The sequence below is a fragment of the Arthrobacter sp. AOP36-F1-5 genome, from assembly GCF_058137995.1.
The window spans coordinates 2,681,751-2,706,510 of record NZ_CM176892.1 but is presented as its reverse complement, the minus strand read 5'-3'; the positions used below and the strand labels follow the sequence as shown (position 1 = coordinate 2,706,510).

The following is a 24,760-nucleotide window of genomic DNA, read 5'->3' as shown; positions in this document are numbered from 1 at the left end:
TCTCGTGGCAACGTAGCGTAAGGCCCATGAGGGGAATTATTCTGGCCGGTGGTACGGGGTCGCGGCTGCACCCGATCACCCAAGGCATCAGCAAACAACTCGTTCCGGTCTATGACAAGCCGATGATCTACTACCCGTTGGCGACCCTGATGTTGGCCGGCATCAAGGACATTCTGTTGATCACCACACCCCAGGACGTGGAGCAATTCCGCAGGCTGCTGGGGGACGGGTCGCAATGGGGGATCACCCTGGATTTCGCCGTCCAGGAATCCCCTGACGGCCTCGCCCAGGCCTTCCTGATCGGGGAAGAACATATCAACGGCGGCAACGTGGCGCTCGTCTTGGGCGATAACATCTTCTACGGCTCCGGCATGGGCACCCAGCTGCAGAAGCTCGCCGACCTGGAAGGCGCTGCCATCTTCGGGTACCAGGTGGCCGATCCGACCGCCTACGGTGTCGTCGAATTCGATACCACGGGCCGGGCCGTCTCGCTGGAGGAGAAACCCGAGAAACCGCGCAGCAAATATGCGATCCCGGGACTGTATTTTTATGACCACCAGGTCGTGGAGATCGCTCGGGGGCTGAAACCATCGCCGCGCGGGGAACTGGAAATCACCGACGTCAACCGACGCTACCTGGAGATGGGCCAGCTGCAGGTTTCGGTGCTGGCCCGCGGTACGGCGTGGCTAGATACCGGGACCTTCGAATCGCTGAACGATGCGTCGAACTACATTCGCACGGTGGATGCCCGGCAGGGGCTGAAGATCAGCGCCCCGGAAGAGATCGCATGGCGGCAGGGGTTCATTTCCGATGCCGAGCTCGAAGCGCTGGCCCGCCCGCTTCTCAAGAGCGGATACGGGGCCTACCTGCTGGAATTGCTGCACTGAGACGCCTCGCTGAGCCCGCGGCCGCAGGCCAAGTGCGAGAATGGAACCGTGACTGCGAACCTTGACCCCCTCACCGGGCCCGGCGTTGCCGGAAGTCCCGGGACTGCCCCCGGCTTCGAACGCCGCGCCGAAATCGACCTCTCGGCCATCCGAGACAACGTCAAGCGGGTGATCGAATTGGCGGCGCCGGCCACCGTGATGGCGGTGGTGAAAGCCGATGCCTACGGCCACGGAACGATCCCCGTCGTCCAGGCTGCCCTGCAGGCAGGAGCCGGGTGGATCGGGGCCGCCCACATCAGTGAGGCGCTACCCATCCGCGCTGCCGGCGTGACGGCGCCGCTGTTGGCGTGGCTGCACACCATCGACTCCCCGTTCGCCGAAGCCATCACCGCCAATATCGACCTGGGAGTTTCCAGCGGCTGGGAACTGGAATATATCGCTGCGGCAGCCCAACAGGCCGAGCTGCCCGCCCGGGTGCACCTGAAAATCGATACCGGTCTGGGCCGCAACGGTTGCCCGCCGGACCGCTGGGATGAACTACTCGGCGCCGCGAATGCCTACCAGGAGGACGGCTTACTGCGCGTGGTGGGGGTCTTCACCCACCTGGCCGTTGCCGATGAACCTGACCGCGAAGAGACCGATGAACAACTGGCGGCCTTCCGTGAGGCCGTCAGCCTGGCCGAAGACGCAGGTTTCGACCTCGAGGTCAGGCATGCGGCGAACACCCCGGCCATTCTGTCTCGTCCGGATGCGCACTTCGACCTGGTCCGCCTGGGCTTGGGCATGTACGGGCTGAGCCCCTTCGCTGACCAGAGTTCGGCTGAGTTGGGGTTGCGCCCTGCCATGCGTTTGGTCGCCCGGGTGACGAATGTGAAGAAGGTGCCGAAGGGCCAGGGGGTGTCCTACGGGCTGACCTACCGCACGGGGGAAGCCACGACGCTGGGGCTCATCCCGCTCGGTTACGGTGACGGGGTACCGCGTTCAGCGGTGGAGGCGCCGGTGCTGGTGGACGGACGAGTCTTACCCAGCCGCGGCAGGATCGCCATGGACCAGTTCGTTGTTGACCTGGGTCCCCTCGAGGATCCTGAATCCCTGGTGGGAACCGAAGCTGTCCTGTTCGGCGGTGACGGGCCAGCAGCCGATGCCTGGGCCACCGCGGCGGGCACCATCAACTACGAGATCGTCACTCGGGTCTCCCAACGCGTCCCGCGGGTCTACGTTGAGGGCTCATGGGGGCCAGCCGATGGCTGAACCGGCAGTGGGGGCCCTCCCGGTCTGGACCGTCGAGCTGACCGCCCAGTCGGCGACGGCGACCCAGGAACTGGCAGCCAGCGTGGGAGAACAGCTGGAAGCCGGGGACCTGATCCTGCTCAACGGTGAACTCGGTGCCGGGAAAACGACGTTCACCCAAGGACTGGGTGCCGGTTTGGGGGTGCGGTCAGGGATCATTTCGCCGACCTTTGTGCTCTCACGGATCCACCCCTCCACCCGTGGCGGCCCCGATCTGGTCCACGTGGACGCCTACCGCCTCGGAACGGCCGCCGAACTCGACGACTTGGACCTGGACCAGAGCCTGGAATCGGCGGTCACCGTGATCGAATGGGGCGCCGGTAAAGCCGAGCAGCTCAGCGACTCACGCCTGGAGATCGCCCTGCTGCGTGCCACCGGCGAAACCATGGCCGAACCGGGCGGCGAACTCGTGCTGGACTACTCCGAAACAGAGGACGAGGATCCGCGGACCCTGACCATTGCCGCCTTCGGGCCCCGGTGGGCGGACCACCGACTTTTCTGAAGCCACCGGATGGGGAGTTCTCCCCATCGCGGGTTCCGGGCCGCCGCCCTAGGGTGGATCGGATGGAAGCCGGACGGAAATGTTGAAGGTCAGCGCGCAGCTGCCAGCGGGCTGGCAGCAGATCGATACCGCAGGATGCCGCTTTCTGGCTTTTCATACCGGAGCCCCGCCGCCACCGGAACACACCCAACTGTTCGTGGGCAGCGACGCTGTGCCGGTCACCGTCCACGGGCTGGACATCCTGGACTCGATCAGCAGGGAGCTCGATTCCCGACGCCCCGAATCCACGGCACTGCCCAGCACGATCATCGCCGTCGAATACCCCTCCCGGGACCTGCTGGAGGGGATCGAGGGGCTGCACATCATCGAGGAGACCGCCTCCACCATGGCCGGCCAGCAGGCGTGGAGGATGGATCTCACCCACAGGCATCGCGGGGTGGCCCTGTTCACCCGGCGGTGGGTCATCGACGCCGGGGCGACCACACTGGAAATTGCGGCGACCTGCACGCTGGATCATTTCAGCCACTTCATCGCCGACTTCGATGCACTGGAAGAGCGGATGGTGTGGGCCGCCTGAGAGCCCGGCTGACACGTGGGGCCGGACCGGCATACGATGGACCGGTGCTCATTCTGGCCATAGATACGTCCGCAGCTGCCTCCGCGGCAGTGCTCTCGCAACCTTCCACCGACCGTCCCTCCGAGGTGCTCGCCTCCTTCGAAACCACGGAAACGAACACCCACTCCGAGGTCCTGGCCCCCGGCATCGACTCCTTGCTGACCGAGGCGGGGATTGCTGGCACCGAACTGGATGGCATCGTCGTCGGGGTCGGCCCCGGGCCCTTCACGGGGTTGCGTGTGGGCATTGCCACCGCCCGCACCCTGGGTTTCGTCTGGGGAATACCCGTCCACGGGGTCATGAGTCTGGACGCGATCGCCTGGGACGTGATGTCCGAGAGGGAACGTGGGGGCCGCGCCGCATCAGGTGACGGCGGATTCTGTGTCGCCATCGACGCCCGGCGCAAGGAACTGTATTGGGCCCGTTACACAGCAGCTGGCGAACTGGTTGATGGGCCACAGGTCGGAACCGCGGAGACCCTGCCGGCACTGCCGATGCACGGTGCCGGAGCCGGGCTGTATGCGGAACGGTTGGAAGCCATCGGGGCGAGGGTGGAACCTGGCTTCGCCGAACGCCGGCCCGCGGCAGCCTCGTTGGGCGCCTGGGCCATCCGGGTCCTGGGCCGGGGCCAGGAGCTGCTGTCCACCACCCCGTTGTACCTGCGCGAATCCGATGCCAAGGTGCCCCGGCAGATGAAGGGGACCCCGGCCTCATGAAGTTCCGCGAGATGACCGAAGCAGATATCCCGGCCGTGTGGGAGATGGAACTAGAGCTCTTCCCCGAGGACGCCTGGCCGTTGCGCATGTTCCACGAGGAGTTGGGACAGACCGGAACCCGACGCTACTGGGTGGCGGAGGAGGAAGGGCGAATTGTGGCTTACTGCGGCATGATGTGCGTGCTGCCCTTGGCCGATATCCAGACCATTGCCGTCCTTCCCGTCTACGAGGGGCGCGGGATCGGATCCACGCTGCTGCGTGGACTCATCTCCGAGGCCACCGAACGTGGAGCGAAAGATGTCCTGTTGGAGGTGCGTGCCGATAATCCTCGCGCCCAGGGACTCTACGAACATCTAGGGTTCGAGCACATCCACACCCGGCGCGGATACTATCCCGGCGGTGTGGACGCCAGGATCATGAAACTGGGGCTGGCCGGCAGCTGACCCGGACAGCACTAAACTGGAGCCATGACTTCCGCGGCACCCCTGGTTCTGGGCATTGAATCCTCCTGCGACGAGACCGGTATCGGGATCGTCCGAGGCACCGAACTACTGGCCAACACGGTCTCCTCCTCCATGGACGAACACGTCCGCTTCGGGGGAGTCATCCCCGAAATTGCCTCCCGGGCCCACCTGGAAGCCTTCGTACCGACACTGGAGGAAGCCCTCTCCACTGCCGGCGTGCGCCTGGCCGACGTCGACGCGCTCGCCGTCACCTCGGGCCCCGGTCTCTCCGGGGCGCTCATGGTCGGAGTGGCCGCAGCAAAAGCCTTGGCCCTGGCCTCGGGAAAACCGCTGTATGCCATCAACCATTTGGTAGCCCATGTGGGGGTGGGGGTGCTCGACGGCGGGGCTCTGCCCGACCGGCTGGGTGCCTTGCTGGTCTCCGGGGGACATACCGAGATCCTGCGGGTGAATTCGCTGGCCTCCGATGTGGAGCTGCTCGGGGCCACCATCGATGATGCTGCCGGCGAAGCGTACGACAAGGTGGCCCGACTCCTGGGGTTGGGCTATCCGGGCGGACCTGTTATCGACAAGATCGCCCGTGAGGGCGACCCGAAAGCCATCCGCTTCCCCCGCGGGCTTTCGCTGCCGAAATTCACCGGTACCCCCGAATCCCCGGGAAAGCACCGCTACGACTTTTCGTTCTCGGGACTCAAAACAGCGGTGGCCCGTTGCGTGGAACAATACCGGGCCCGCGGCGAAGAACTCCCGGTGGCGGACATCGCCGCCTCCTTCCAGGAAGCGGTGGTCGACGTGGTGACCAAAAAAGCCATCATGGCCTGCACCGAACACGGGCTGGACAACCTCCTGCTCGGTGGTGGCGTCGCGGCGAACTCGCGCCTGCGTGAACTACTTGCCGCCCGGTGCACCTCTGCCGGCATTACTTTGAGGGTTCCGCGGATCGGGTTATGCACCGACAACGGGGCGATGGTGGCGGCGCTGGCCTCACAACTGGTGATGGAGGGGGTCGAGCCCACCGGTCTGGAATTCTCCGCCGATTCCGGCCAACCGGTATCGGCCATCAGCCTGTAGCCCGCTGCTCAGGCGATGTGCATTCTGGCGATGTTGTCCTTCACCACGGCGCGCAGGTCCCCTGAATTGGCGGCAGCGATCTTGCGTTGCCACTGGTAGCCGGCTCCACCTCGGATGATGCGTTCGACGTCGGCGAGTTCATCACTGCACCCCAGTTTGCGGGCCACCGGCTCCAACCGGTTCAGCTCTCGCATCAGGTGGTCGGTGACCAGCATTTCATCACCGGCGGCATTGAGGATGATGATCGCGTCCATGCCATAGCGGGCGGCCCGCCACTTATTTTCCGTGCGATGCCAGGGCGGCATCACGTCGATGCTGCCGCCGTGGTCCAAAGTGGTGGACATGTCATCCACCAGGCACTGGGTGAGGGCCGCAATGGCGCCGATGTCCTGCAGCGAGGACAAACCGTCGCAGATCCGCATCTCCACGGTTCCGAACCGGGGGACCGGGCGGACATCCCAGCGGATTTCGGAGATGTCGTCGATGACACCGGTGTGCAGCATGTCAGCGACGTAGCCTTCGAATTGCGACCAGGTCTCGAAATGGTAGGGCAGCCCCGCCGTGGGCAACTGCTGGAACATCAAGGCCCGGTGGGAAGCGTAGCCGGTGTCTTCCCCGCCCCAGAACGGGCTGGAGGCCGAAAGGGCTTGGAAGTGGGGCTGGTAGTTGATCAGGCCATCGACCACGGGTAGAGCCTTCTGCCGACGATCCAGGCCGACGTGGACATGCACCCCGTAGATCACCATCTGCTGGCCCCACCACTGGGTGCGATCAATGAGCTTGGCGTAGCGCTCCTGGTCGGTGACCGGCTGCAGCTTGGGGGAGGCGAAGGGGTGGGAGCCGGCGCTATAGAGGTCGATTCCCAGGGGATCGGTGACCTTGCGGATGACCCCGAGGTTCTCGTGGAGCTGGGTCTTGGCCTCGCTGACCGTTTCACAGACTCCGGTCACGATCTCGACCGTGTTCAACAGCAGCTCCTGCTTCACATGCGGGTGCTCCTCATCGGGATCCAACCCGCCATGGGCAGCATGAATGCCCTCCAACACCTGTTGGGCTACCGATCGCAGATCCCCACTCTCGTGGTCCACGAGCGCAACTTCCCACTCGACGCCGAGCGTTGATTGCCGGGAGTCGGCGAAATCGATCTGCATCCGCGTTCCTGACGTCGGTGGGTATGAGTACCGGCTCAGTCTAGCTGTGGGGGACCGGCCGCTGGGGACAACCAGCTCACAGCGGTGTGACCTCGATGGCCACACGGCGATCGCCGATCCGAGTGAGGACCAGCGTCGCCCGGCGTTTGGCTTTCTTCCCCACGCCGGCCAACAGCATCTTGCGTAGTTCCTCCGGTGCGACATCGAGCCCGCGTTTCTTGATGTCCAATATGCCGATCCCTTCGGACTTTGCCCACATGCGCAGCGCCTTGACGTTATAGGGGTGGACACGTAGCACTTCGTAGGCCCGGGCAAAGGGGGTCTGTATATGTTCGGGAGCGCAGAAGTAGGCAATATGCGGGTCCACCAGGTGGCCGCCGACCTGCTGAAGTGCCTCGGCCACCAGTCCGGCCCTGATGACCGCCCCATCGGGTTCGTAGAGGTAGCCTCCGATGTCGCCGACGGGAACCTCACCGCGCAGTGAGGCCCCGGCGTCGTGGTCCGTGGAGGAGGTCAGCTCGTGGGAACCCGCAGTGCCCACGACCAAGGCGGCTCGACGGACTCCTGCCCGGGCCAGCGGGCCGAACCACAGCGCGACTTCGGTGACATCGCCGTTAACCGAAACCCATTGGGCTTCGCAGTTGGCCGGGAGCGACTCATGGGGGATCCCGGGACCGAGCTTCACCCCGACGGGCAGCCCGCTGTCCGCCAATGCTTCGACATGGGACAACGGTGGGCTGAACGCTTCGGGGTCGAAGAGCCGGGAGGTGCCCGACGACGAGGTGGTGCGCCGTGCCGGATCCAACCAGACGGCGTCGAAGCCTTCCAGGTCGAAGGTGGTGGCATCCGTGTTGACCACGCGGGCATTGGGCCAGGGCATGAGGTTCACGGTGGCCGCCGCGGCGGTTGTCTCATCGAGTTCGACGGCGGTGACGTCTAGTTCCAGGGAGGCCATGGCCATGGAATCGACGCCCAGCCCGCAACCGAGGTCGGCCACCTTGGAGAATCCGGCACCGACGAACCGTTGGGCATGCAGGGCGGCGATATTGAGCCGGGTGGCCTGTTCGAGTCCGGCGCGGGTGAAGATCATGTGCTCGGCGAACGGGCCGAGCTTGCTGGTTCCCTGGGCGCGGAGTCGGGCCTGGTGGACGACGGCGGTGACCAGTTCGGCCTCGTGCCCCTCCTTGCGCAAGCGCAGGTTCAGTTCCAACGCCTCTTGGTCGGTGGTCGCCGCGTCGACGGGAAGGGAGTTGAGCAGGCCAAAACCCTCGGGGGAGAGGATGGCGGCAAGATTTTCCGAGGCAGGCGCGGGGGATGGCATGGGAACCAGCCTAGTCGCCGGTTGGCTCGTCCGATCGCCTTCAAGAAGGGTAGTTGGGTCGAGGAGTCAACTGTGCTTGGTGCCCGCCATGGGGAGTTCTGCCCATGGCGTGGCTGCAGGGGCGCGGATATCTTGGTGGGTGAGGAAGTTCGGGGACCGGCTGAAAACTCGGATGGTTGCCGGTATCACGAGTAGCGGGGCAGAGGCAGACGAGCGGTGTGCACGGGTACGCGATTGTCCCGGCGACGGTGCGCGGCGCGTTGCGACAAGTCAGAAGCGAACGGGAGGACCTGGATTCTCAGCGCGAAGCACTTTTGGGGACGATGGAAGACCTGATGGAAGCGACGAAGATGCGGTCACCGGCATGGAGGAATCGGTACAGGCCTTCGAACAGGGCGATGCCACGATGATGGACAGTGCACAAACCTCAATGCAGCAGAGTGTTGTTGTGGAAATCGACGACGCACTGACCGTGGAGGAACAGGTATGGTCATTGACGCGACGGGGCTTGAGGACTGGCCGGAGCCCGCAGTTATCGACTCTGCTGCTTCGGCTCTCGCCAAGAAGGGCAAAGACCTCTGCGAAAAGGTCGAGGATTGCGAGACGGCGTGGAAAGGCTTGTACCCGGGGTTCACCACGAAACCCGAGACGGCGCAGGAAAAGGTCAGAGAGTTGTTCGACCTGATCACGACCCACGGTGCGGCAGTCAAGGGTGCCACGTCTCTCGTCAAGGATGCCACGCAGGACTTCGCGTCGAAGATCCGCGAGCTGGAAATCCGCAAGACGGAGGCCCGTCTGCGTATCTCCGAACACGATGAACTCGTGGCCGCGGGCACGGAGGTTACCGCGGGCATCTAGACGACGGACCTGGTTCAGGAATGCGTCAATATCCTCGTGGGGGACTTGGTCAAGGCGGCAGAGAACTGTTCCTCCACGCTGGAAGGCATCGATGGACAGGCCATTGAAAACGCCGGGCTGTTGAAACCGGAATTGGGCTCGGGTGACTACGTCACCATGGCCGCCTGGGCGACTTTCGACTCGGTGGTCTATAACTACACGGTTTCCACTGCGGTCGAGGTTCCCTTGTGGGATTACAGCACTACTGCTCCGAGCGCCGATTGGGTAGTCGACGTCGACGGCGATATCATTCGGGCACCATTCATCACTGGACCAGAACAGGTGGGGTCACGGGTAGAAATCCAGGACGTTGAGCATACCGGGACCAAGAAGGCGTGGACCGGCATGCGGACTCCCATCAACCAGTGGGCCTATGAGCGCTTTGATTGGTACAAGAACCGGGTCGATACCCATTCCACCCTCTATACCCAGGGTGGGCCTCGTTTCTGGGACGTGAAGGGACGGATCCTCGACTTCGACGATGCGATGCGCAATGGTGGCAAACTCACCAAGGCCCTGCGCGTGGCCGGGCCGATTGCCACCGTTGCCACGATAGGACTCACCGATAAGGACGAGTACGATCAGGCCGAGGCCGAGCTGGTCACCGACCACCCTGATTGGACCCAGGACGAAATTTCAGCCCGCGCCCGAGAAATGGCTGGTGTTCAGGGAACGGTCCAGGTTGGCCTGGACATTGGTGCCGGGTTGGCGGGCGCTGCGATCGGCACTGCGATGGGTGGCCCCGTGGGCACGGTGATCGGTTTCGGCGTCGGCATCGGCCTCAGCTGGGTCTTGAACGAATCCGGAATCGGCGATGGAATCAAGGACATCGCCCAAGCCGCCTGGGATGGTGGCAAGGATCTCCTGGGGGACGCAGGCGATCAGGTCAGCGACGCGTGGAATTCAGTGTTCGGATAGTTTGTAGCCCGTCTGTGGATGCGGGCAGCCAGGAACTCGAGCGCGGACCGGCCACGTTGCCGACCGGCGTGGCGAACGACAAGGAGGCCGCACATGACGGCAGAACAACTGGCCCCGTGGGTGTCCTTCGCGTTCGGTCTGGTGAATTTCATCGCCGGGATACTGGCCTATCGTGGCCGATGCCAAGCCTGGCTGATGCTCAAGGGCTCGTTGATGCCCGGCTGGCCGGGGCTGGCTTCCTTGTATCTCGGGGTGGCCTTCATGATGATCGGCGTGGGGCCCCTAGTCCTGGGGTATGCGCCACCCTTGCTTCAGCTGGCCCATTTCTTCCTGTTGTTTCCGAGTCTGGTCGTGGGCATCATCGCCGTGTTCTGGCTCCCTTCCTTCATGCTTCCGGCCTGGATCAAGGAAACCCGCAGAAGAATACGAGCAGGCGAGGATCGGCTCTCTCAGGCACTCGCGCCTGGTGGTGCACTCTATGGCCGTCTCGGCGTCGCTGCCCGGCACCACAACGGGGGACAGGGCGGGCCCCGGGGCGCGAAACCGGATGACGATGGGGAGAGCCGATGAGCTCCGACATCCCGACAGGGGGTGGCCCAGGGAAGTTCACCAGACCGTTGGCCTGCCCTGCCCACCGGAGTGGGTCAGGCGTGCGGGGGAAGCCGACACGATGGTGTTGGCCTATCCCGAGGTCTCTCCAGATACGTTCCGTCCGAACATCGTCGTGCGCAGCCGGCCCACCTCTGGTTCGCTTCCGGCGCTGGGCGCGCAGTCACTCGCCGGAATATTGGGTGGGATACCAGGCTCCCATTGCATCGCACACGATCGCGGGGAGGTGGCTGGTCGGCCTGCGCGTGGTCAATTATTCACCTTCTCCACCAACGAACACACGGTGCTGATTGACCGTTGGTTGTGTTTCGCCGGAGCGAACGCCGTAGAAATCGCTGCGCATTACACCGTGGAACAACAGGAGGACATTGCCCCGCTGTTCGCCGAGATCCTTGCTGGGGCGATCATCGATGATGCAGTAGCCGATGGATCGATGCCCGAACCCATGCGTGAACCGCCGCTGGACCCGTACCTCCAGGAAGCCTCGGGGATCCGTGCCGAAGCCGTGGACCGGGTCTGCCGGATCCAGCCGTATCGACCGGCAGGCCCCGTGTTGACTGATGCGGCCTTCCGTTTGGTCATGGACCATGCCGGGCAGCGTCGGCTGGGGAAGATGCAGATGATGGCCGCGGCCGGGGAGTGCGCCGAACTAGTGGCCGTAGGACTCATGGAGCCGGACGGCGCCTTCACCCGCGCCTTCGAGCTGTTGTCGGTTCCCCTGAATTCGGCTCGACGACGGTTTGTCGTCGAAGGCCAGTACGGTACCCAAACCACCCAGCTTGATGCTTGGGCAGGGGGAGGCGGCGTGCTGGTCGCCTCGCGGCCCTCGCATGCGCAGCTGGTGCTCGGTGAGACGGAAAACGCCGTCCCGCCGGGGGCTGCACGCCTGGACGTGATCCGTGAGGGGAGCCTGCCGGGTGTCATCGCTGCCTGGGCCGGTCTGGGGCCCGCGTGGAGCGTGCCGGGAAGCGTCGACCAAGTTCCCATGGCGGCCTTTGAAAACAGGCTTGAAGGTTCCGGCGCCCCGCCTGCGGGAGCGGATCGCGCTTTGGAGCGAGCATGGGCCCAATCTTGGTTCGTGTGGCGCTTTAGGATGCCGGATCTGGACATGGAACGAGCGTGGCTTAATGCCGGGAGTGCCGGACACTTTGCGATTGGCCGCTCCCCGGAAGGGACCATGATGGTCCAAGCAACGCCATCGGCACATGTCTGGAAAACCATGAGCCAGGAGATCGGGCTGGCTCTTCAACTTCACTAGCTTCATCGAGGGTTACGGCGGTGTACTTCACGGTGACCTTGGCGGGGATTTCCGCGCCCGCACCGCGGAATGTCAATGAAGAGCCGGGGGGCGCGCGCAAAGTCGGTGGCAGGTACCGTTGGATCATGAACCCCGCCGATGAATTCCCCACCCCCTCACCAGGTGCCCCGGCTACTTCGATCCCGGGGGACGGGAAGGCAGCTGAGGGCCTCCCTGAAACCGGTGACGGACTTCTGGACAGCTTCCCGGAAGCCCTGGCAGCCGGAGACGTCGACGCGGGGGAGGCCATCTGGCCCCGTGGTTCGGCTCTCGGATTCCGGGTCGTCCTCTATGCAGCTTTGTCCATCGGCGTGGTGGCCGGACTGTCTCTCATCGCGGCCTGGGGCATCCAAGCAGTATTGACCGGCTCCTATCTCCGCGGCGGAGGCGAATACTTCGGCTCCGGTATCGAGGCGAGCACGGCGAGGGAACTGTTGTCCTTACCGGTCGGGGGATTCATCTCGGTCCTTCTGCTTTGCCTCATCGGCATGGGCATCGGGGTCTGGGGCATCCAGCGCGGCAAGGCTGCTCACAGCGTCTGATTTGGCACTCGCCTTGACCGAGTGCCAGCGACCTCATAGAGTCTGTATTAGCACTCGAAGACATCGGGTGCTAAAGCCTGAGGTACTTGCCAGCTGGCACCGCGACGACGGTTGGTACACCCCAACGGCCCCGTAACCATTGGTAACTCACGCAAAGGAGAGATCCGCATGTCGGTCTCCATCAAGCCTCTCGAGGATCGCATCGTTGTTCAGCCGCTCGAGGCAGAACAGACCACGGCTTCCGGCCTGGTCATCCCTGACACCGCCAAGGAAAAGCCCCAGGAGGGCAAGGTCGTGGCAGTGGGCCCGGGTCGCGTTGACGACAACGGCAACCGCGTTCCCGTCGACGTCGCCGAGGGCGACGTCGTCATCTACTCGAAGTACGGCGGCACCGAGGTCAAGGTCGGCGGCGCCGAGTACCTCGTCCTCTCCGCCCGCGACGTTCTGGCCATCGTCGTCAAGTAGTTCCCGAGCGTGAAGCCCCGGCCCCAGCGGCCGGGGCTTCACGCGGTGAGCAAGGAGTAGCAACATGGCAAAGCAGCTTTCATTCAACGACGACGCCCGCAAGGCGCTCGAGGCCGGCATCAATAAGCTGGCCGATACCGTCAAGGTCACGATCGGCCCGCGCGGCCGCAACGTGGTCCTGGACAAGAAGTGGGGAGCCCCCACGATCACCAATGACGGCGTGACCATCGCCCGCGAGATCGAGCTTGACGATTCCTACGAGAATCTCGGAGCCCAGCTCGCCAAGGAGGTCGCCACCAAGACCAACGATGTCGCCGGTGACGGAACCACCACCGCCACGGTGCTCGCTCAGGCACTGGTCAAGGAAGGGTTGCGCAACGTCGCGGCCGGCGCTGCGCCGGGCGAGATCAAGCGTGGCATCGAGGCCTCGGTCCAGGCCGTGACGGCCCGTCTGGCAGAGAACGCCCGCCCCGTTGAAGGCGAGGACGTGGCCAACGTGGCCGCGATCTCCGCCCAGGACGACGAAATTGGCGAGCTGCTGGCCAAGGCGTTCGGCACGGTCGGCGCCGAAGGTGTCATCACGATCGAGGAATCGAACACGACCTCGACCGAAATGACCATCACCGAGGGCATGCAGTTCGACAAGGGCTACCTGTCCCCGCATTTCGTGACCGACCCGGAACGTCAGGAAGCCGTCCTCGAAGACGCCATGATCCTGATTCACTCCGGCAAGATCTCCGCCGTGCAGGACTTCCTGCCGCTGCTGGAGAAGGTCCTGCAGGCCAATAAGCCGCTGTTCATCATTGCCGAGGACGTTGAGGGCGAAGCCCTGTCCACGCTGGTGGTCAACAAGCTGCGTGGCACGCTGAGCGTCGTGGCCATCAAGGCCCCGGGCTTCGGCGATCGCCGCAAGGCCATGATGCAGGACATCGCGATCCTCACCGGTGCCCAGGTCGTGTCCCAGGACCTCGGACTGAAGCTGGACCAGGTCGGTACCGAGGTTCTCGGTTCCGCCCGCCGCATCACGGTCACCAAGGACAACACCACGATTGTCGACGGCAACGGCGACACCGCGGATGTCGATGATCGCGTGGCCCAGCTCAAGGCCGAAATCGGCCGCACCGATTCCGAGTGGGACAAGGAAAAGCTCCAGGAGCGTCTGGCCAAGCTCTCCGGCGGTATCGGCGTGATCCGCGTCGGCGCAGCCACCGAGGTTGAGCTCAAGGAACGCAAGCACCGCATCGAAGACGCCGTCTCCGCCACGCGTGCAGCGATCCAGGAAGGCATTGTCGCCGGTGGCGGTACCGCCCTGGTCGACGCGCTCTCCGTGCTGGACACCGACCCGAACGTGACCGCCCTCGAAGGCGACGCCGCTGCTGCGGTGGGCATCGTCCGCCGTGCACTGGTCCAGCCGCTGCGCTGGATCGCCCAGAACGCAGGCTTCGATGGCTACGTCGTGGCGAACCACGTCTCCGAGTCGGCGGTGAACTCGGGCTTCAACGCCAAGTCCGGTGAGTACGAGGACCTGCTGGCAGCCGGTGTCATCGACCCGGTGAAGGTGACGCGTTCAGCACTTCAGAACGCCGCTTCGATCGCCGCCCTGGTGCTCACGACCGAGACCCTGGTCGCCGATAAGCAGGAAGACGACGACAGCGACGGCCATCAGCACTAGGTCGTCACGCGACGCAGGACCCTCTCCCCGCATCAACTGCGGTGGGAGGGTCTCCTGCGTTAACGGGGGTGGGCTGTGCCGCCTGAGCAGTGGTGGCCCTCGGTTGGACCCACCCGTCCTGTAACAGTTCGGTAACGGTGGGCTGCTAGAGTGGTGGACGCCGGGCAGGGGCGGACCCCGGCGGATGTTAGGTACCAGCCACAGGAAGGCGGCGAAACCATGTCTGATCCACGCCGCTACCGACCCGGAACCGCGACTCCGGCCCCGAGCAAACCGCATTACCGCCCCGAAGTTCAGGGCCTTCGCGCTTTCGCCGTACTCATGGTGGTCACCTACCACGTCTGGTTGGGACGCGTCTCCGGAGGCGTCGATGTCTTCCTGCTGATCTCGGCGTTCCTGCTGACCTCATCGTTCGCCTATAAAGTGTCCGCGGGGAAGCCGATCGGGCTGCTGAGGTACTGGTTGCACCGGTTCAAATCACTGTTGCCGGCAGCCGTCGTCGTCCTCTTGGCCGTTCTTCTAGCTACCGCGGCGCTGCTGCCCAGGACCCGGTGGGGCGAGGTCTTCGAACAGACCTGGTCGACTCTTTTCTATACGCAGAACTGGACGCTGGCGCGGGAATCGGTGGACTATTACGCCGAAAACCATGGAGCCGCCAGCCCCTTGCAGCACTTCTGGTCGCTGTCGATCCAAGGGCAGGTCTTCATCCTGTGGCCGCTGGTCATCGGAGCGGCCGCACTCGTCTGGAAACTGCTCCGCAGGGCTCGTCCACACGTAGGATTCGGCTCCGTCCTAGCGGTGGCCTTCGGCCTCGTCTTCATCGGTTCCTTGACGTACTCGATCCACATCACGAGCACCAGCCAGTCCTGGGCCTATTTCGACACCGGGGCCCGGCTGTGGGAGTTTGCTCTCGGGTCCTTGCTGGCCGTGCTCCTTCCCCATATCGGCCAATTGCCGATGGCGGTGCGTGTGGCCCTGGGGTGGGCTGGCCTGCTGGCGATGCTTTCCTGCGGCATCCTGCTGCAGGTCCAGCAGCAGTTTCCCGGATACATCGCCCTCTGGCCGACCTTGTCGGCTGCGGCGATCATCACCGCCGGACGGACGGGACATCCGTTCGGCGTCGACCGGTTGTTGGCGGCCCGCCCGCTGACCCGGCTGGGGGACCTTTCATACGCGCTGTATCTCTGGCACTGGCCCATCCTGGTGATCTATCTGTCGGTGAATCGACTCGATGAACCCGACTTTCTGGGTGGTCTTGGCGTCATCGGACTGTCCTTGGGGCTGGCTTGGGTGACGACCAAGGGCGTTGAGACCCCATTCCACGGCTGGCGGTGGCCCACGCTACGGCGCCGACGGCTCGGACTCGTCGTCGGTCTGCTGGTGGGCATGGTCGCGATGCCCCTGAGCGGCTGGCAGGCTCGGGTTGCCGCCGACGAAACGGCAGCCCAGTCCCAACCGAAGCTGGACAACCCCGGTGCCGCATCCTTGACGCCGGGTTACGAGCCCACCGGAGACCCCGAAGCCATGGTGCGTCCACTAGCGACCCAACTCTCGGGGGAGTGGGCGAACTACGGCGGTGAATGTGGCCAGGGCTATGAACTCACGGACCCGGTCATGGAATTTTGCCAAATGGGCGGGGATCCGCAGACCGCCGATCAGACCATCATCGTCCTGGGGGATTCGCACGCCCAGCATTGGACCAGCGCACTGGACCAGGCGGCCCAGAAGAACAACTGGGCGTGGGTGCTGATCAACCGCAACGCCTGCCGGTTCGGCGCCGAGGACCGCAGCCGTGATGCCGAATGCAACGAATTCAACGAGGCGGCCACCGACTACGTGCTGGACCACGAGGCAGACGCCGTACTGACGCTCGGTACTCTCACGCAGGCCTACGGGTCCACCGATGAGCGCACCCCTGCCGATGAGGAGACCGTCGTCCCTGGCTACGAAGAAGGAATCCGGCCCTTCCTCGAACAAGGCAAACAGGTCATTGCGATGCGCGATACCCCCCGCTTCGGGCTCGGTGTGCCCGAATGCGTGGACCTCAACGGGCCGGACTCCGAACAATGCCAGGTCCCCCGAGATGAGCTCATCGCCGCCGACTCCCCGCTGGATGACCTCCACGCCGAAGCCATGAGGGGAGAACTCCCGGGCGACCTGGGCTTTTTGGATATGACCAGCGAACTCTGCCCGGACGGAATCTGCCGCCCCGTCATCGGCAACGTGTTGGTCTATCTCGACAAATCCCATCTGACCAAGACCTACGCGCGCAGCACCTCCGAGGTGTTCGAACGCCGACTGAAATCGGCACTGGACTGGTAAAGGCACCCCGCCCCAGGGTTGCGTTGCACACACCACCGGAGCTAAGGCGTGTCAGTCGGGCGCCGAAGGTCCTAGGATGTAAGCAATCCTCTGACGGCTTCGAAAGGTTCCCCGTGTCCGAGTTCAATCCCTTTGCCCTTGAAGGCCTCACCTACGACGACGTACTGCTGCTGCCCGGGCCCACGGACGTCATCCCTTCGGAAGCGGATACCTCCACGCGGCTGACCAAGCGGATCAACATCAACATCCCGTTGCTCTCCGCGGCCATGGATACGGTCACCGAGGCGCCGATGGCGATCTCGCTGGCCCGCCAAGGCGGCATCGGCATCATCCACCGCAACCTCTCCATCGACGACCAGGCCCGCCAGGTCGACCAGGTCAAGCGCAGTGAATCAGGGATGATCACCGACCCGGTGACCATCAGCCCGGATGCTACCTTGCAGGAGCTGGATGACCTCTGTGGCCACTACCGGGTCTCCGGACTGCCGGTCGTGGATGCGGAAAAGAAGCTGCTGGGCATCATCACCAACCGGGACACCCGCTTCATCCCCCTCGAACAGTTCCTGACCACCAAGGTCTACGAGGCGATGACCGCGATGCCGCTGATCACCGCGAGGGTCGGTGTTCCCCGCGATGAAGTCATCGCACTGTTGAGCAAGCACCGCATCGAGAAGCTCCCGCTGGTCGACGACGCCGGCGTCCTGCAGGGCCTGATCACCGTCAAGGACTTCGATAAGGCCGAGCAGTACCCGCTGGCCACCAAGGACGAGGAGGGGCGTCTGCGCGTTGGTGCAGCCGTCGGCTTCTTCGGTGAAGGTTACGACCGCGCCATGACCCTGGTCGAGGCAGGGGTTGACGTCCTGGTCGTGGATACGGCCAACGGCCACAGCCAGGGTGTGCTGGATATGATCGCCCGGCTGAAGAAGGACCCGGCGGCAGCCCATGTGGATGTCATCGGCGGTCAGGCGGCCACCCGTGAGGGGGCCCAGGCGATCATCGATGCCGGCGCGGACGCGATCAAGGTCGGGGTCGGTCCGGGCTCGATCTGCACCACGCGTATTGTCGCCGGCGTGGGTGTCCCGCAGATCACCGCCATCTACGAATCCGCCAAGGCGGCCATCCCCGCAGGCGTGCCACTGATCGCCGATGGCGGTCTGCAGCATTCGGGCGATATCGGCAAGGCCCTGGTCGCCGGCGCCGATTCGGTGATGCTCGGCTCCCTGTTGGCCGGCACGGCCGAATCCCCGGGTGAACTGGTCTTCATGAATGGCAAACAGTTCAAGGCCTACCGCGGCATGGGCTCCTTGGGCGCCATGCAAACCCGGGGGAAGAACACGTCCTTCTCGAAGGACCGCTACTTCCAGGCCGACGTCCCCTCGGACGAGAAGCTGATCCCCGAAGGCATCGAAGGCCAGGTTCCCTATCGCGGCCCGGTCGCAGCCGTCGCACACCAGTTGGTCGGCGGGCTTCACCAGACCATGTTCTACGTCGGCGGACGCACGATTCCGGCGTTGAAGGAGCGTGGGAAATTCGTGCGCATCACCGCTGCGGGGCTGAAGGAATCCCACCCCCACGACATCACGATGACCGTCGAAGCCCCGAACTACCGAACGCGCTAACCACGTGGCCCAGCCGAAGCAGCTCAAGAAGCTCACCCGTGAACGCATGGAGCGTACGGGGGAGTCCTACACCACAGCACGCAAGGCCCTCCTCGACGGCCGTCCCGAACGTCCCTCGGCGCGCCCCGCTCCAGCGGGTACCCCGATACGCGCGGGCGATCCGGCTGCCCGGTCGGGTCAACCGGCGGCGGATCCTCATGAGCTACCGGAGTACCCGGCACCGGCTGGGGTGACCCAGTACGACGCAGGTCTCTGGCACCGGGTGCTCACCCAGGCCGGGGTGGCCCACCCGCTGACCGGCCAGCCGCTCAGCGAGGCACTGCTGGCCGGCCTGGCCGGGGGCATCGGTTTCATGGTGTTCGTCTTCGACGATGCATCGACCACGACCGCCACGGTGGTCACCCGGGCCCACCCCGAGCCCTATACGGCGAATCTGTTAACCCGCAGCGGGGCAAAGGTTCGCGAGCAGAAGACCGGCAGCGCCCGGCTGGCTGCCCAATACTTGGACGCCGGACTGGACGCCGGCCGTGCCGTCGTCGTCCGGATCAGCAGGGCTTCCCTGCCGTGGATGGAGATCGGCATCGCCGATGAGGACGAACCAGTGGATGTGGCGGTACTCGGCGAACATGACGAGGAGGAGCTGATCATCGATGACGGCTCCGGGGAACTGCAGCTGATTGCCCCCGAAACCTTGGCCGCTGCCCGCAGTCGACTCAAGGCCCTGAAGAACTGGCAGGCATGGGTGCCTTCTTCCGGTGGGCCCGATGTTGAAACGCTGAAAAGAAACATCCTTCAAGCCATCGAAGAGACCACCGGGCGTCTGCTGGGGACCAGCGATCTGAACGACCTGCCGGCACACTTCGCCCCACAGGTGGGGATTACCGGCCTGCGCACTTGGGCCGGGCAACTGCGTGACACCACTTCGGCTCAGGGGTGGACCGGGCTCCTCTCCGAACCGGGCCGGCTGGCCCACGCCTTGGACACGGTCGTCGAGTTCCTCACCGATGGACGCTACGGAGGCCCGGGAGGACTGCGGGGACTCTACGCAGACTTCCTCGACGAGGCCTCGGAGCTGCCGGGCCTTGAACGGCTGGCCGAGTGCAGCCCCGACTACCGGGCTGTGGCCGGACAGTGGGATGAGCTGACCGACATGATTGATCCCGATATCGACCCGGATGAACGAAGCGGGCATTTCGCAGCCATCGCCGACCGGGTGGAGCCGTTGGCCGTGGCCGAGGAAAACGCGGCAACCCGACTCGTCGAGGTGCTCGCCACGATCAGCGAGTAGGCGGCGTCCGTGGCGGAGCGGCGACGGCGGGAAGAGCGCCGGAAAAACCGTTGTCACTTCGGGGATCATTTTTGTCGGCCCATGCGTTGTACCCGGTAGGATCAGTGAAACGAACTTATTGAGGAGAACACCATGGCCCGTGGGGGCAACCCGATGTTCCAGTCCAAGGCGTTCCGCGAGCAAATGCGGCCCGAGGGGAACACGACCACCAGTGACCAGCGCACGGCCGAGCCGATGAGCTCGCAGTCCCTGCAGGATCTCTACAACTCACCGTCAGCCTCACCGGCCCAGACCGGACGGCTGACCTATAACGACGTCGTCTCCAAGACCGTGCTGATGTGGGGCCTCCTGGTCATCACGGCAGTGATCGGCTGGCAGGTCCCGGCGCTGATGCTTCCAGGGATGCTCGTCGGCTTCGTGCTGGCGCTGGTCAACATCTTCAAGCGCGAGCCCTCCCCGGTGTTGATCATGCTCTATGCCGCGGCCGAAGGCGTGTTCCTCGGTGCCATCTCGGCGGTGTTGAACGGCATGTATGAGGGCATTGCCGTCCAGGCGGTACTGGCCACCTTCTCCGTCTTCGCCGTGACCCTGCTGCTTTACCGCTCCGGCAAATACCGGGCGACCCCGAAGATGACCAAGATGTTCACCATCGCCATGGGCGCCTACCTGCTGTTCAGCCTGGTGAACCTGGGCCTGATGCTGTTCGGCGTCACCGATTCCATGTTCGGACTCCGTTCGGGATGGATGGGCCTCGCGATCGGTGCGCTGGCCGTCCTGCTGGCCACCTACTCGCTGGTGCTGGACTTCACCCAGATCCAGCGCGGCGTCGAACAGGGCGCCCCGGCGAAGTTCGCCTGGACCGCAGCCTTCGGCCTGACCGTGACCATGGTGTGGCTGTACGTGGAGATTCTGCGCATCATCGCCATCATGCGAGAACTCTAGGCACGAATCCATCACGGACGACGGCGGTGCCCCTCAGGGTGCCGCCGTCGTCATGTATGCGGCACCCGGTTCCCCGCGGCGATATCGTAGGAGAACATCCAGCCAGGAAGGGAACAGCGATGAGTGGAACCACGGCCGCGCCCACGGGTCGGCAGTTCACGATCCGCGGCGGCGGAGCCGAAGCCGTCGTCACCGAATTGGCTGCGGCCCTGCGCATCTACCGCCGGAACGGCATCGACCTGGCCCAGCCCTTCGGTGAACACGAATTGCCGCCCTCCGGCTCGGGAATCCTGCTGGCCCCCTGGGGGAACCGGATCCGTGACGGGCGGTGGGAACTGGACAGGCAGACCCAGCAACTGGACCTGACCGAGGTGGCCAACGGCAACGCCATCCACGGCCTGCTGCGCAATACCGGATACCGCCTCGAGGCCTCCAGCGAATCGTTGATCTGCCTCTCGGCCGAGATCTTCCCGCAGCACGGTTTCCCCTTCCGGATGACCCATACCGTGACCTACGCCCTCGACGCAGAAGGCGGGCTCTCGGTCACCCAGGATTTGCTGAACCACAGTGAACGCAAGGCCCCCGCAGCACTCGGGGCCCACCCCTATCTACGGTTGGGGGAGGTGCCCACCGAAGAACTGCTGGTGACCGTGCAGGCCGACACCGTCCTGGAAACCGACGAACGACTCATCCCCACCGGGACCTCGCCCGTGGACGGGGATACTGATCTGCGCGCCGGACGCCGCGTGGGAGACCTGCGCATCGATATCGGCTTGACCGGACTGACCCTGCACGACGACGGGGTACACCACCACCGTCTCACCGCGCCCGACGGGCGGGCCGTCGGGCTGTGGGCCGATGCCGGCTTCGGGTACGCCCAAGTCTTCGTCACCGAGGGGTACGCCGGCCAGCCGTTGGCGGTGGCCATCGAGCCGATGACGGCGCCGGCGAATGCCTTCAATTCAGGTGACGGACTGACCTGGTTGGCCCCACATGAGCACCTGATCGGGCGTTGGGGCATCGAATCATGGCTCTAACCCCCGAGCCGGGACACCGCAACGTCACCGGGGATCTTCCGTATGGTGTGCGAATGGCCGCAGCCTGGAGCTGGCGAGTAGCCATCATCGTGGCCACGACGGGCCTGATGCTCTGGCTCCTCAGCCACGTTTCCCTGCTGGTCATCCCCCTGATGATCGCTGCACTTCTGGCCGGGTTGCTGATGCCGGTGGTGCGGTTGCTGCGGCGGTGGAAGCTCCCCAACGGGTTGGCCACCGGGGTCACCATGTTGCTGTTTTTGGCCGTCATCACCATTTTGCTCTCGCTGGTGGGGCGGACCATGGCCCGGGGCATGATGAGCCTATGGCAGCAGGCACTGGCCGGCGTTTCCCAGGTCCAGCACTGGCTATCGGACGGGCCACTCCAGCTGAGCAACCAAGACCTGGATCGCTACCTCGACGGGGCCCTGAGCCAGCTGCAATCCAATAGTGACACGATCCTCAGCGGTGCCGTGTCCTGGGGCAGTGCGCTCGGGCACGGTGCCGCCGGCCTGCTGCTGGCCCTCTTCTCGTTGGTCTTCTTCCTCCTCGAAGGCGAACGCATCTGGACGTTCGTGGTGGGGCTGATGCCCCGTCGGGCCCGCGCCGCGACCGATGGCGCCGGACGCCGGGGCTGGATCAGCCTGGTCAACTACACCAGGGTGCAGCTCTTTGTCGCCTTCATCGACGCCGTCGGTATCGGTGTTGGTGCCGCCATCCTCGGGGTACCGCTGGCCTTTCCGTTGGGTGGACTGGTCTTCCTGGGCTCGTTCATCCCCATCATCGGTGCGCTGGCCACCGGCGCCCTGGCCGTCCTCTTGGCCCTGGTGGCCAACGGCTGGATCAACGCGCTCGTCATGCTCGCCGTCGTCCTGCTGGTCCAGCAGGCAGAATCTCATATCTTGCAGCCGCTGGTCATGGGCAGGGCGGTGAGCCTCCACCCCTTGGCCGTCGTCTTGGCCGTGACCGGCGGCACGCTCATTGCCGGTATCACCGGCGCCCTGTTCGCCGTGCCGGTGATGGCCGTGCTGAACACCATGATCCGCTATATTTCGGCGCGCGGCTGGGAAACCCCCGGGGCGTGGGCCGTGGATGGCGATCCGCCCCCGGGTCCCAGCGCGCCATTCACTGCGCCGGCAGACCTCGACGGCGAAACCGATGCCGTCCCGTCGCCCGGCCCCCGCACCGGAGAACCCCCCCGGTGACCGACTCCCTTGATGAAAGCGTCCCCATGCAGCAGCCACCCGATACCACCACCCACCAGACCCTGCCCGTCTCCCTGGCCGATATCGAAGCAGCCGCCGAGCTCCTGGAGGGCGTCATCGCGCACACCCCGGTGGAACACTCCCGTGCCTTGGGAACCTTGACCGGCAGCGATGTCTACCTCAAATGCGAGAACCTCCAGCGTGCTGGTTCCTTCAAGGTCCGTGGCGCCTATGTGCGCATGGCCCGGCTGAGCGAGGAAGAGAAGGCCCGCGGTGTCGTCGCCGCTTCGGCCGGCAACCACGCCCAGGGTGTCGCCGTGGCCGCCGCACGACTGGGTATCACCGCCAGGATCTATATGCCGTTGGGTGTGGCCCTGCCCAAACTCACCGCGACCAAGGATCACGGTGCCGAAGTGATCCTGCACGGGCATAACGTCGATGAGGCGCTTGCGGAGGCCCAACGCTATGCCGACGCCACCGGAGCGGTGTTTGTGCACCCCTTCGACAACGCCGACATCATTGCCGGTCAGGGAACCATCGGGTTGGAGCTGCTGGAACAACTGCCCGACGTCGACACCGTGCTCATGGGAGTCGGTGGGGGAGGCCTGCTGGCCGGCGTGGCGACGGCGGTGAAAGCCAAGGCCCGCGAACAGGGCCGGGAGATCCGGGTCATCGGCGTCCAAGCCGAGAATGCTGCCTCCTATCCGCCCTCGCTGGCCGCCGACGCGCTCGTGCCCTTGGAGAAGGTTTCCACGATCGCCGACGGCATCGCCGTGGGCCGTCCGGGCCAACTGCCGTTCACGATCATCCGTGAGCTGGTGGACGACGTCGTGACGGTCAGCGAAGATGCGCTGGCCCGGGCCCTGGTGTTCTTGCTGGAGCGCTCCAAACTCGTGGTGGAACCGGCGGGCGCCGTCGGGGTCGCGGCCCTGTTGGAGGGCAAACTGGCCGAACTGGGCATCGATTCTCAGCGCACCGCCGTCGTCCTCTCGGGAGGCAATATCGACCCGTTGCTGCTGCTGAAGGTGATCCAGCGTGGCCTCGCGGTCGCTGGACGCTACCTGACGGTGCGGATGATGCTCGATGACCGGGCCGGAGAGCTGGCCACGATTTCCCGGGTGATCGCCGAATCCGATGCCAACGTCACCGGAGTGGACCACACCAGGATCGGTGGTTCGCTGTCGATGGGGGATGTGGCCATCACCATTGATATGGAGACCAAGGGCCACCTGCATTCCGAACAGGTGCTGGACAACTTGCGCGCGGAAGGCTTCCAGCCGCTCATCATCACCACCTGAGCAGGTTTTCTGGTTAAAAACCTGCGGCCTGCATCTCCCCGGGGGGAGATGCAGGCCGCAGCGGCAGGTACTTAGCCGACGTAAGGCGTCGCGGAAATGATCTCCACGTCGATCGACTTACCATTCGGCGCGGTGTAGCTGAGCTTATCGCCGACCTTCTTGCCATGGACGGCAGCGCCGATGGGTGACTTTTCGCTGTAGACCTCGAGACCCGAGTCGCCGGCGACTTCGCGGCTGCCGAAGAGGAAGGTGGTTTTGTCGCCGGCGATATTCGCCTCGACGAGCATGCCGGGCTCCACCACGCCATCATCGGCCGGGGCGTCGCCGACTTCGGCTTTCTGCAGGAAGTCCGAGAGGTACTGGATCCGGGCTTCGGCTTTGCCCTGTTCCTCCTTGGCGGCATGGTAGCCACCATTTTCTTTCAGGTCGCCCTCGGAACGGGCCTGCTCGATCTTGTCGACGATCTCAGCGCGGCCGGGACCCTGCAGGTGCTCAAGTTCAGCGGACAAGCGGTCGTATGCCTCCTGGGTGAGCCAGAGAGCCGGTTCATGGTTGGTGGTCAACGTACTTCTCCTTGTAGTAAATGGGCCGGTCGGATGACCGGCCACTGAACTGCAGTGTTTGCCCCGCCCGA

Annotated in this window: 24 protein-coding genes; 21 read left to right on the top strand and 3 right to left on the bottom strand. The window is 64.7% G+C overall.

The features are described from left to right. The first annotated feature begins 26 nt into the window (after positions 1–26). The 7 genes from rfbA (at position 27) to tsaD (ending at position 5,546) form a co-directional block, all read left to right on the top strand. On the top strand, positions 27–887 hold the full coding sequence (rfbA, locus tag AC3ZI9_RS12320) for a glucose-1-phosphate thymidylyltransferase RfbA (protein ID WP_087000372.1): 861 nt from the start codon (positions 27–29) through the stop codon (positions 885–887). 48 nt (positions 888–935) lie between these two features. Continuing rightward, positions 936–2,138 (top strand): alanine racemase, encoded by a 1,203-nt coding sequence (gene alr / locus AC3ZI9_RS12315; protein ID WP_441379813.1) that lies wholly within the window; start codon positions 936–938, stop codon positions 2,136–2,138. Continuing rightward, positions 2,131–2,679, top strand: a complete 549-nt coding sequence (gene tsaE, locus AC3ZI9_RS12310) for a tRNA (adenosine(37)-N6)-threonylcarbamoyltransferase complex ATPase subunit type 1 TsaE (protein ID WP_489923640.1) — start codon at positions 2,131–2,133, stop codon at positions 2,677–2,679. Before alr ends, tsaE begins: the two co-directional genes overlap by 8 nt. A 79-nt stretch (positions 2,680–2,758) precedes the next feature. Beyond that, positions 2,759–3,256 carry a hypothetical protein gene (locus AC3ZI9_RS12305; protein WP_489923639.1) on the top strand — a complete coding sequence of 166 codons (498 nt, stop codon included), beginning with the start codon at positions 2,759–2,761 and terminating at the stop codon, positions 3,254–3,256. Between the two features lie 44 nt (positions 3,257–3,300). Then, positions 3,301–4,011, top strand: a complete 711-nt coding sequence (tsaB, locus tag AC3ZI9_RS12300) for a tRNA (adenosine(37)-N6)-threonylcarbamoyltransferase complex dimerization subunit type 1 TsaB (RefSeq protein ID WP_489923638.1) — start codon at positions 3,301–3,303, stop codon at positions 4,009–4,011. Next, entirely contained in the window at positions 4,008–4,454 is a 447-nt protein-coding gene (gene rimI / locus AC3ZI9_RS12295; protein ID WP_489923637.1) for a ribosomal protein S18-alanine N-acetyltransferase, read from the top strand. The genes tsaB and rimI overlap by 4 nt, the downstream gene beginning before the upstream one ends. Positions 4,455–4,478: 24 nt before the next feature. Next, entirely contained in the window at positions 4,479–5,546 is a 1,068-nt protein-coding gene (gene tsaD / locus AC3ZI9_RS12290) for a tRNA (adenosine(37)-N6)-threonylcarbamoyltransferase complex transferase subunit TsaD (RefSeq protein ID WP_489923636.1), read from the top strand. Positions 5,547–5,554: 8 nt separating this feature from the next. On the opposite strand, the gene AC3ZI9_RS12285 is transcribed toward tsaD, so the two are convergent. Continuing rightward, positions 5,555–6,697 (bottom strand): glutamate--cysteine ligase, encoded by a 1,143-nt coding sequence (locus AC3ZI9_RS12285; protein WP_489923635.1) that lies wholly within the window; start codon positions 6,695–6,697, stop codon positions 5,555–5,557. 76 nt (positions 6,698–6,773) lie between these two features. Further along, positions 6,774–8,018 carry a class I SAM-dependent methyltransferase gene (locus AC3ZI9_RS12280; protein WP_441379817.1) on the bottom strand — a complete coding sequence of 415 codons (1,245 nt, stop codon included), beginning with the start codon at positions 8,016–8,018 and terminating at the stop codon, positions 6,774–6,776. A gap of 486 nt (positions 8,019–8,504) precedes the next feature. On the opposite strand from AC3ZI9_RS12280, the gene AC3ZI9_RS12275 reads away from it, so the two are divergent. The 14 genes from AC3ZI9_RS12275 to ilvA all read left to right on the top strand — a co-directional run bounded on the left by AC3ZI9_RS12275 (position 8,505) and on the right by ilvA (position 24,126). Then, positions 8,505–8,876 (top strand): hypothetical protein, encoded by a 372-nt coding sequence (locus AC3ZI9_RS12275; RefSeq protein ID WP_096223353.1) that lies wholly within the window; start codon positions 8,505–8,507, stop codon positions 8,874–8,876. Between the two features lie 36 nt (positions 8,877–8,912). Continuing rightward, positions 8,913–9,833, top strand: coding sequence for a hypothetical protein (locus AC3ZI9_RS12270; RefSeq protein ID WP_489923634.1), 921 nt, complete (start codon positions 8,913–8,915; stop codon positions 9,831–9,833). Positions 9,834–9,926: 93 nt separating this feature from the next. Beyond that, a complete protein-coding gene (locus AC3ZI9_RS12265; RefSeq protein ID WP_489923633.1) occupies positions 9,927–10,403 on the top strand; it encodes a hypothetical protein in 477 nt (158 codons plus the stop codon). Between the two features lie 322 nt (positions 10,404–10,725). Beyond that, positions 10,726–11,700: a hypothetical protein gene (locus AC3ZI9_RS12260; RefSeq protein WP_489923632.1), complete on the top strand. Its 975-nt coding sequence runs from the start codon at positions 10,726–10,728 to the stop codon at positions 11,698–11,700. A gap of 125 nt (positions 11,701–11,825) precedes the next feature. After that, complete coding sequence (locus tag AC3ZI9_RS12255) at positions 11,826–12,281, top strand: hypothetical protein (RefSeq protein ID WP_489923631.1); 456 nt, start codon at positions 11,826–11,828, stop codon at positions 12,279–12,281. 168 nt (positions 12,282–12,449) lie between these two features. After that, complete coding sequence (groES, locus tag AC3ZI9_RS12250; protein ID WP_087000407.1) at positions 12,450–12,746, top strand: co-chaperone GroES; 297 nt, start codon at positions 12,450–12,452, stop codon at positions 12,744–12,746. A gap of 64 nt (positions 12,747–12,810) precedes the next feature. Then, a complete protein-coding gene (gene groL / locus AC3ZI9_RS12245; RefSeq protein WP_087000409.1) occupies positions 12,811–14,418 on the top strand; it encodes a chaperonin GroEL in 1,608 nt (535 codons plus the stop codon). 219 nt (positions 14,419–14,637) lie between these two features. Continuing rightward, positions 14,638–16,740 (top strand): acyltransferase family protein, encoded by a 2,103-nt coding sequence (locus AC3ZI9_RS12240; RefSeq protein ID WP_441391762.1) that lies wholly within the window; start codon positions 14,638–14,640, stop codon positions 16,738–16,740. A gap of 113 nt (positions 16,741–16,853) precedes the next feature. Next, the gene (gene guaB / locus AC3ZI9_RS12235; protein WP_096223347.1) at positions 16,854–18,359 is read left to right on the top strand and encodes an IMP dehydrogenase; all 1,506 of its coding nucleotides are present in this window, start codon (positions 16,854–16,856) and stop codon (positions 18,357–18,359) included. A gap of 4 nt (positions 18,360–18,363) precedes the next feature. Further along, positions 18,364–19,647 (top strand): BtrH N-terminal domain-containing protein, encoded by a 1,284-nt coding sequence (locus AC3ZI9_RS12230; protein ID WP_096223346.1) that lies wholly within the window; start codon positions 18,364–18,366, stop codon positions 19,645–19,647. 132 nt (positions 19,648–19,779) lie between these two features. Then, complete coding sequence (locus tag AC3ZI9_RS12225) at positions 19,780–20,589, top strand: Bax inhibitor-1/YccA family protein (RefSeq protein ID WP_096223345.1); 810 nt, start codon at positions 19,780–19,782, stop codon at positions 20,587–20,589. Positions 20,590–20,708: 119 nt separating this feature from the next. Further along, a complete protein-coding gene (locus AC3ZI9_RS12220; RefSeq protein ID WP_096223344.1) occupies positions 20,709–21,626 on the top strand; it encodes an aldose 1-epimerase family protein in 918 nt (305 codons plus the stop codon). Between the two features lie 53 nt (positions 21,627–21,679). Then, entirely contained in the window at positions 21,680–22,828 is a 1,149-nt protein-coding gene (locus AC3ZI9_RS12215) for an AI-2E family transporter (RefSeq protein WP_444553219.1), read from the top strand. Positions 22,829–22,854: 26 nt separating this feature from the next. After that, on the top strand, positions 22,855–24,126 hold the full coding sequence (gene ilvA / locus AC3ZI9_RS12210) for a threonine ammonia-lyase (RefSeq protein WP_096223406.1): 1,272 nt from the start codon (positions 22,855–22,857) through the stop codon (positions 24,124–24,126). 71 nt (positions 24,127–24,197) lie between these two features. Here the strand turns inward: ilvA and greA are convergent, their stop codons facing one another. After that, entirely contained in the window at positions 24,198–24,689 is a 492-nt protein-coding gene (gene greA / locus AC3ZI9_RS12205; RefSeq protein WP_087000423.1) for a transcription elongation factor GreA, read from the bottom strand. Positions 24,690–24,760: the final 71 nt, after the last annotated feature.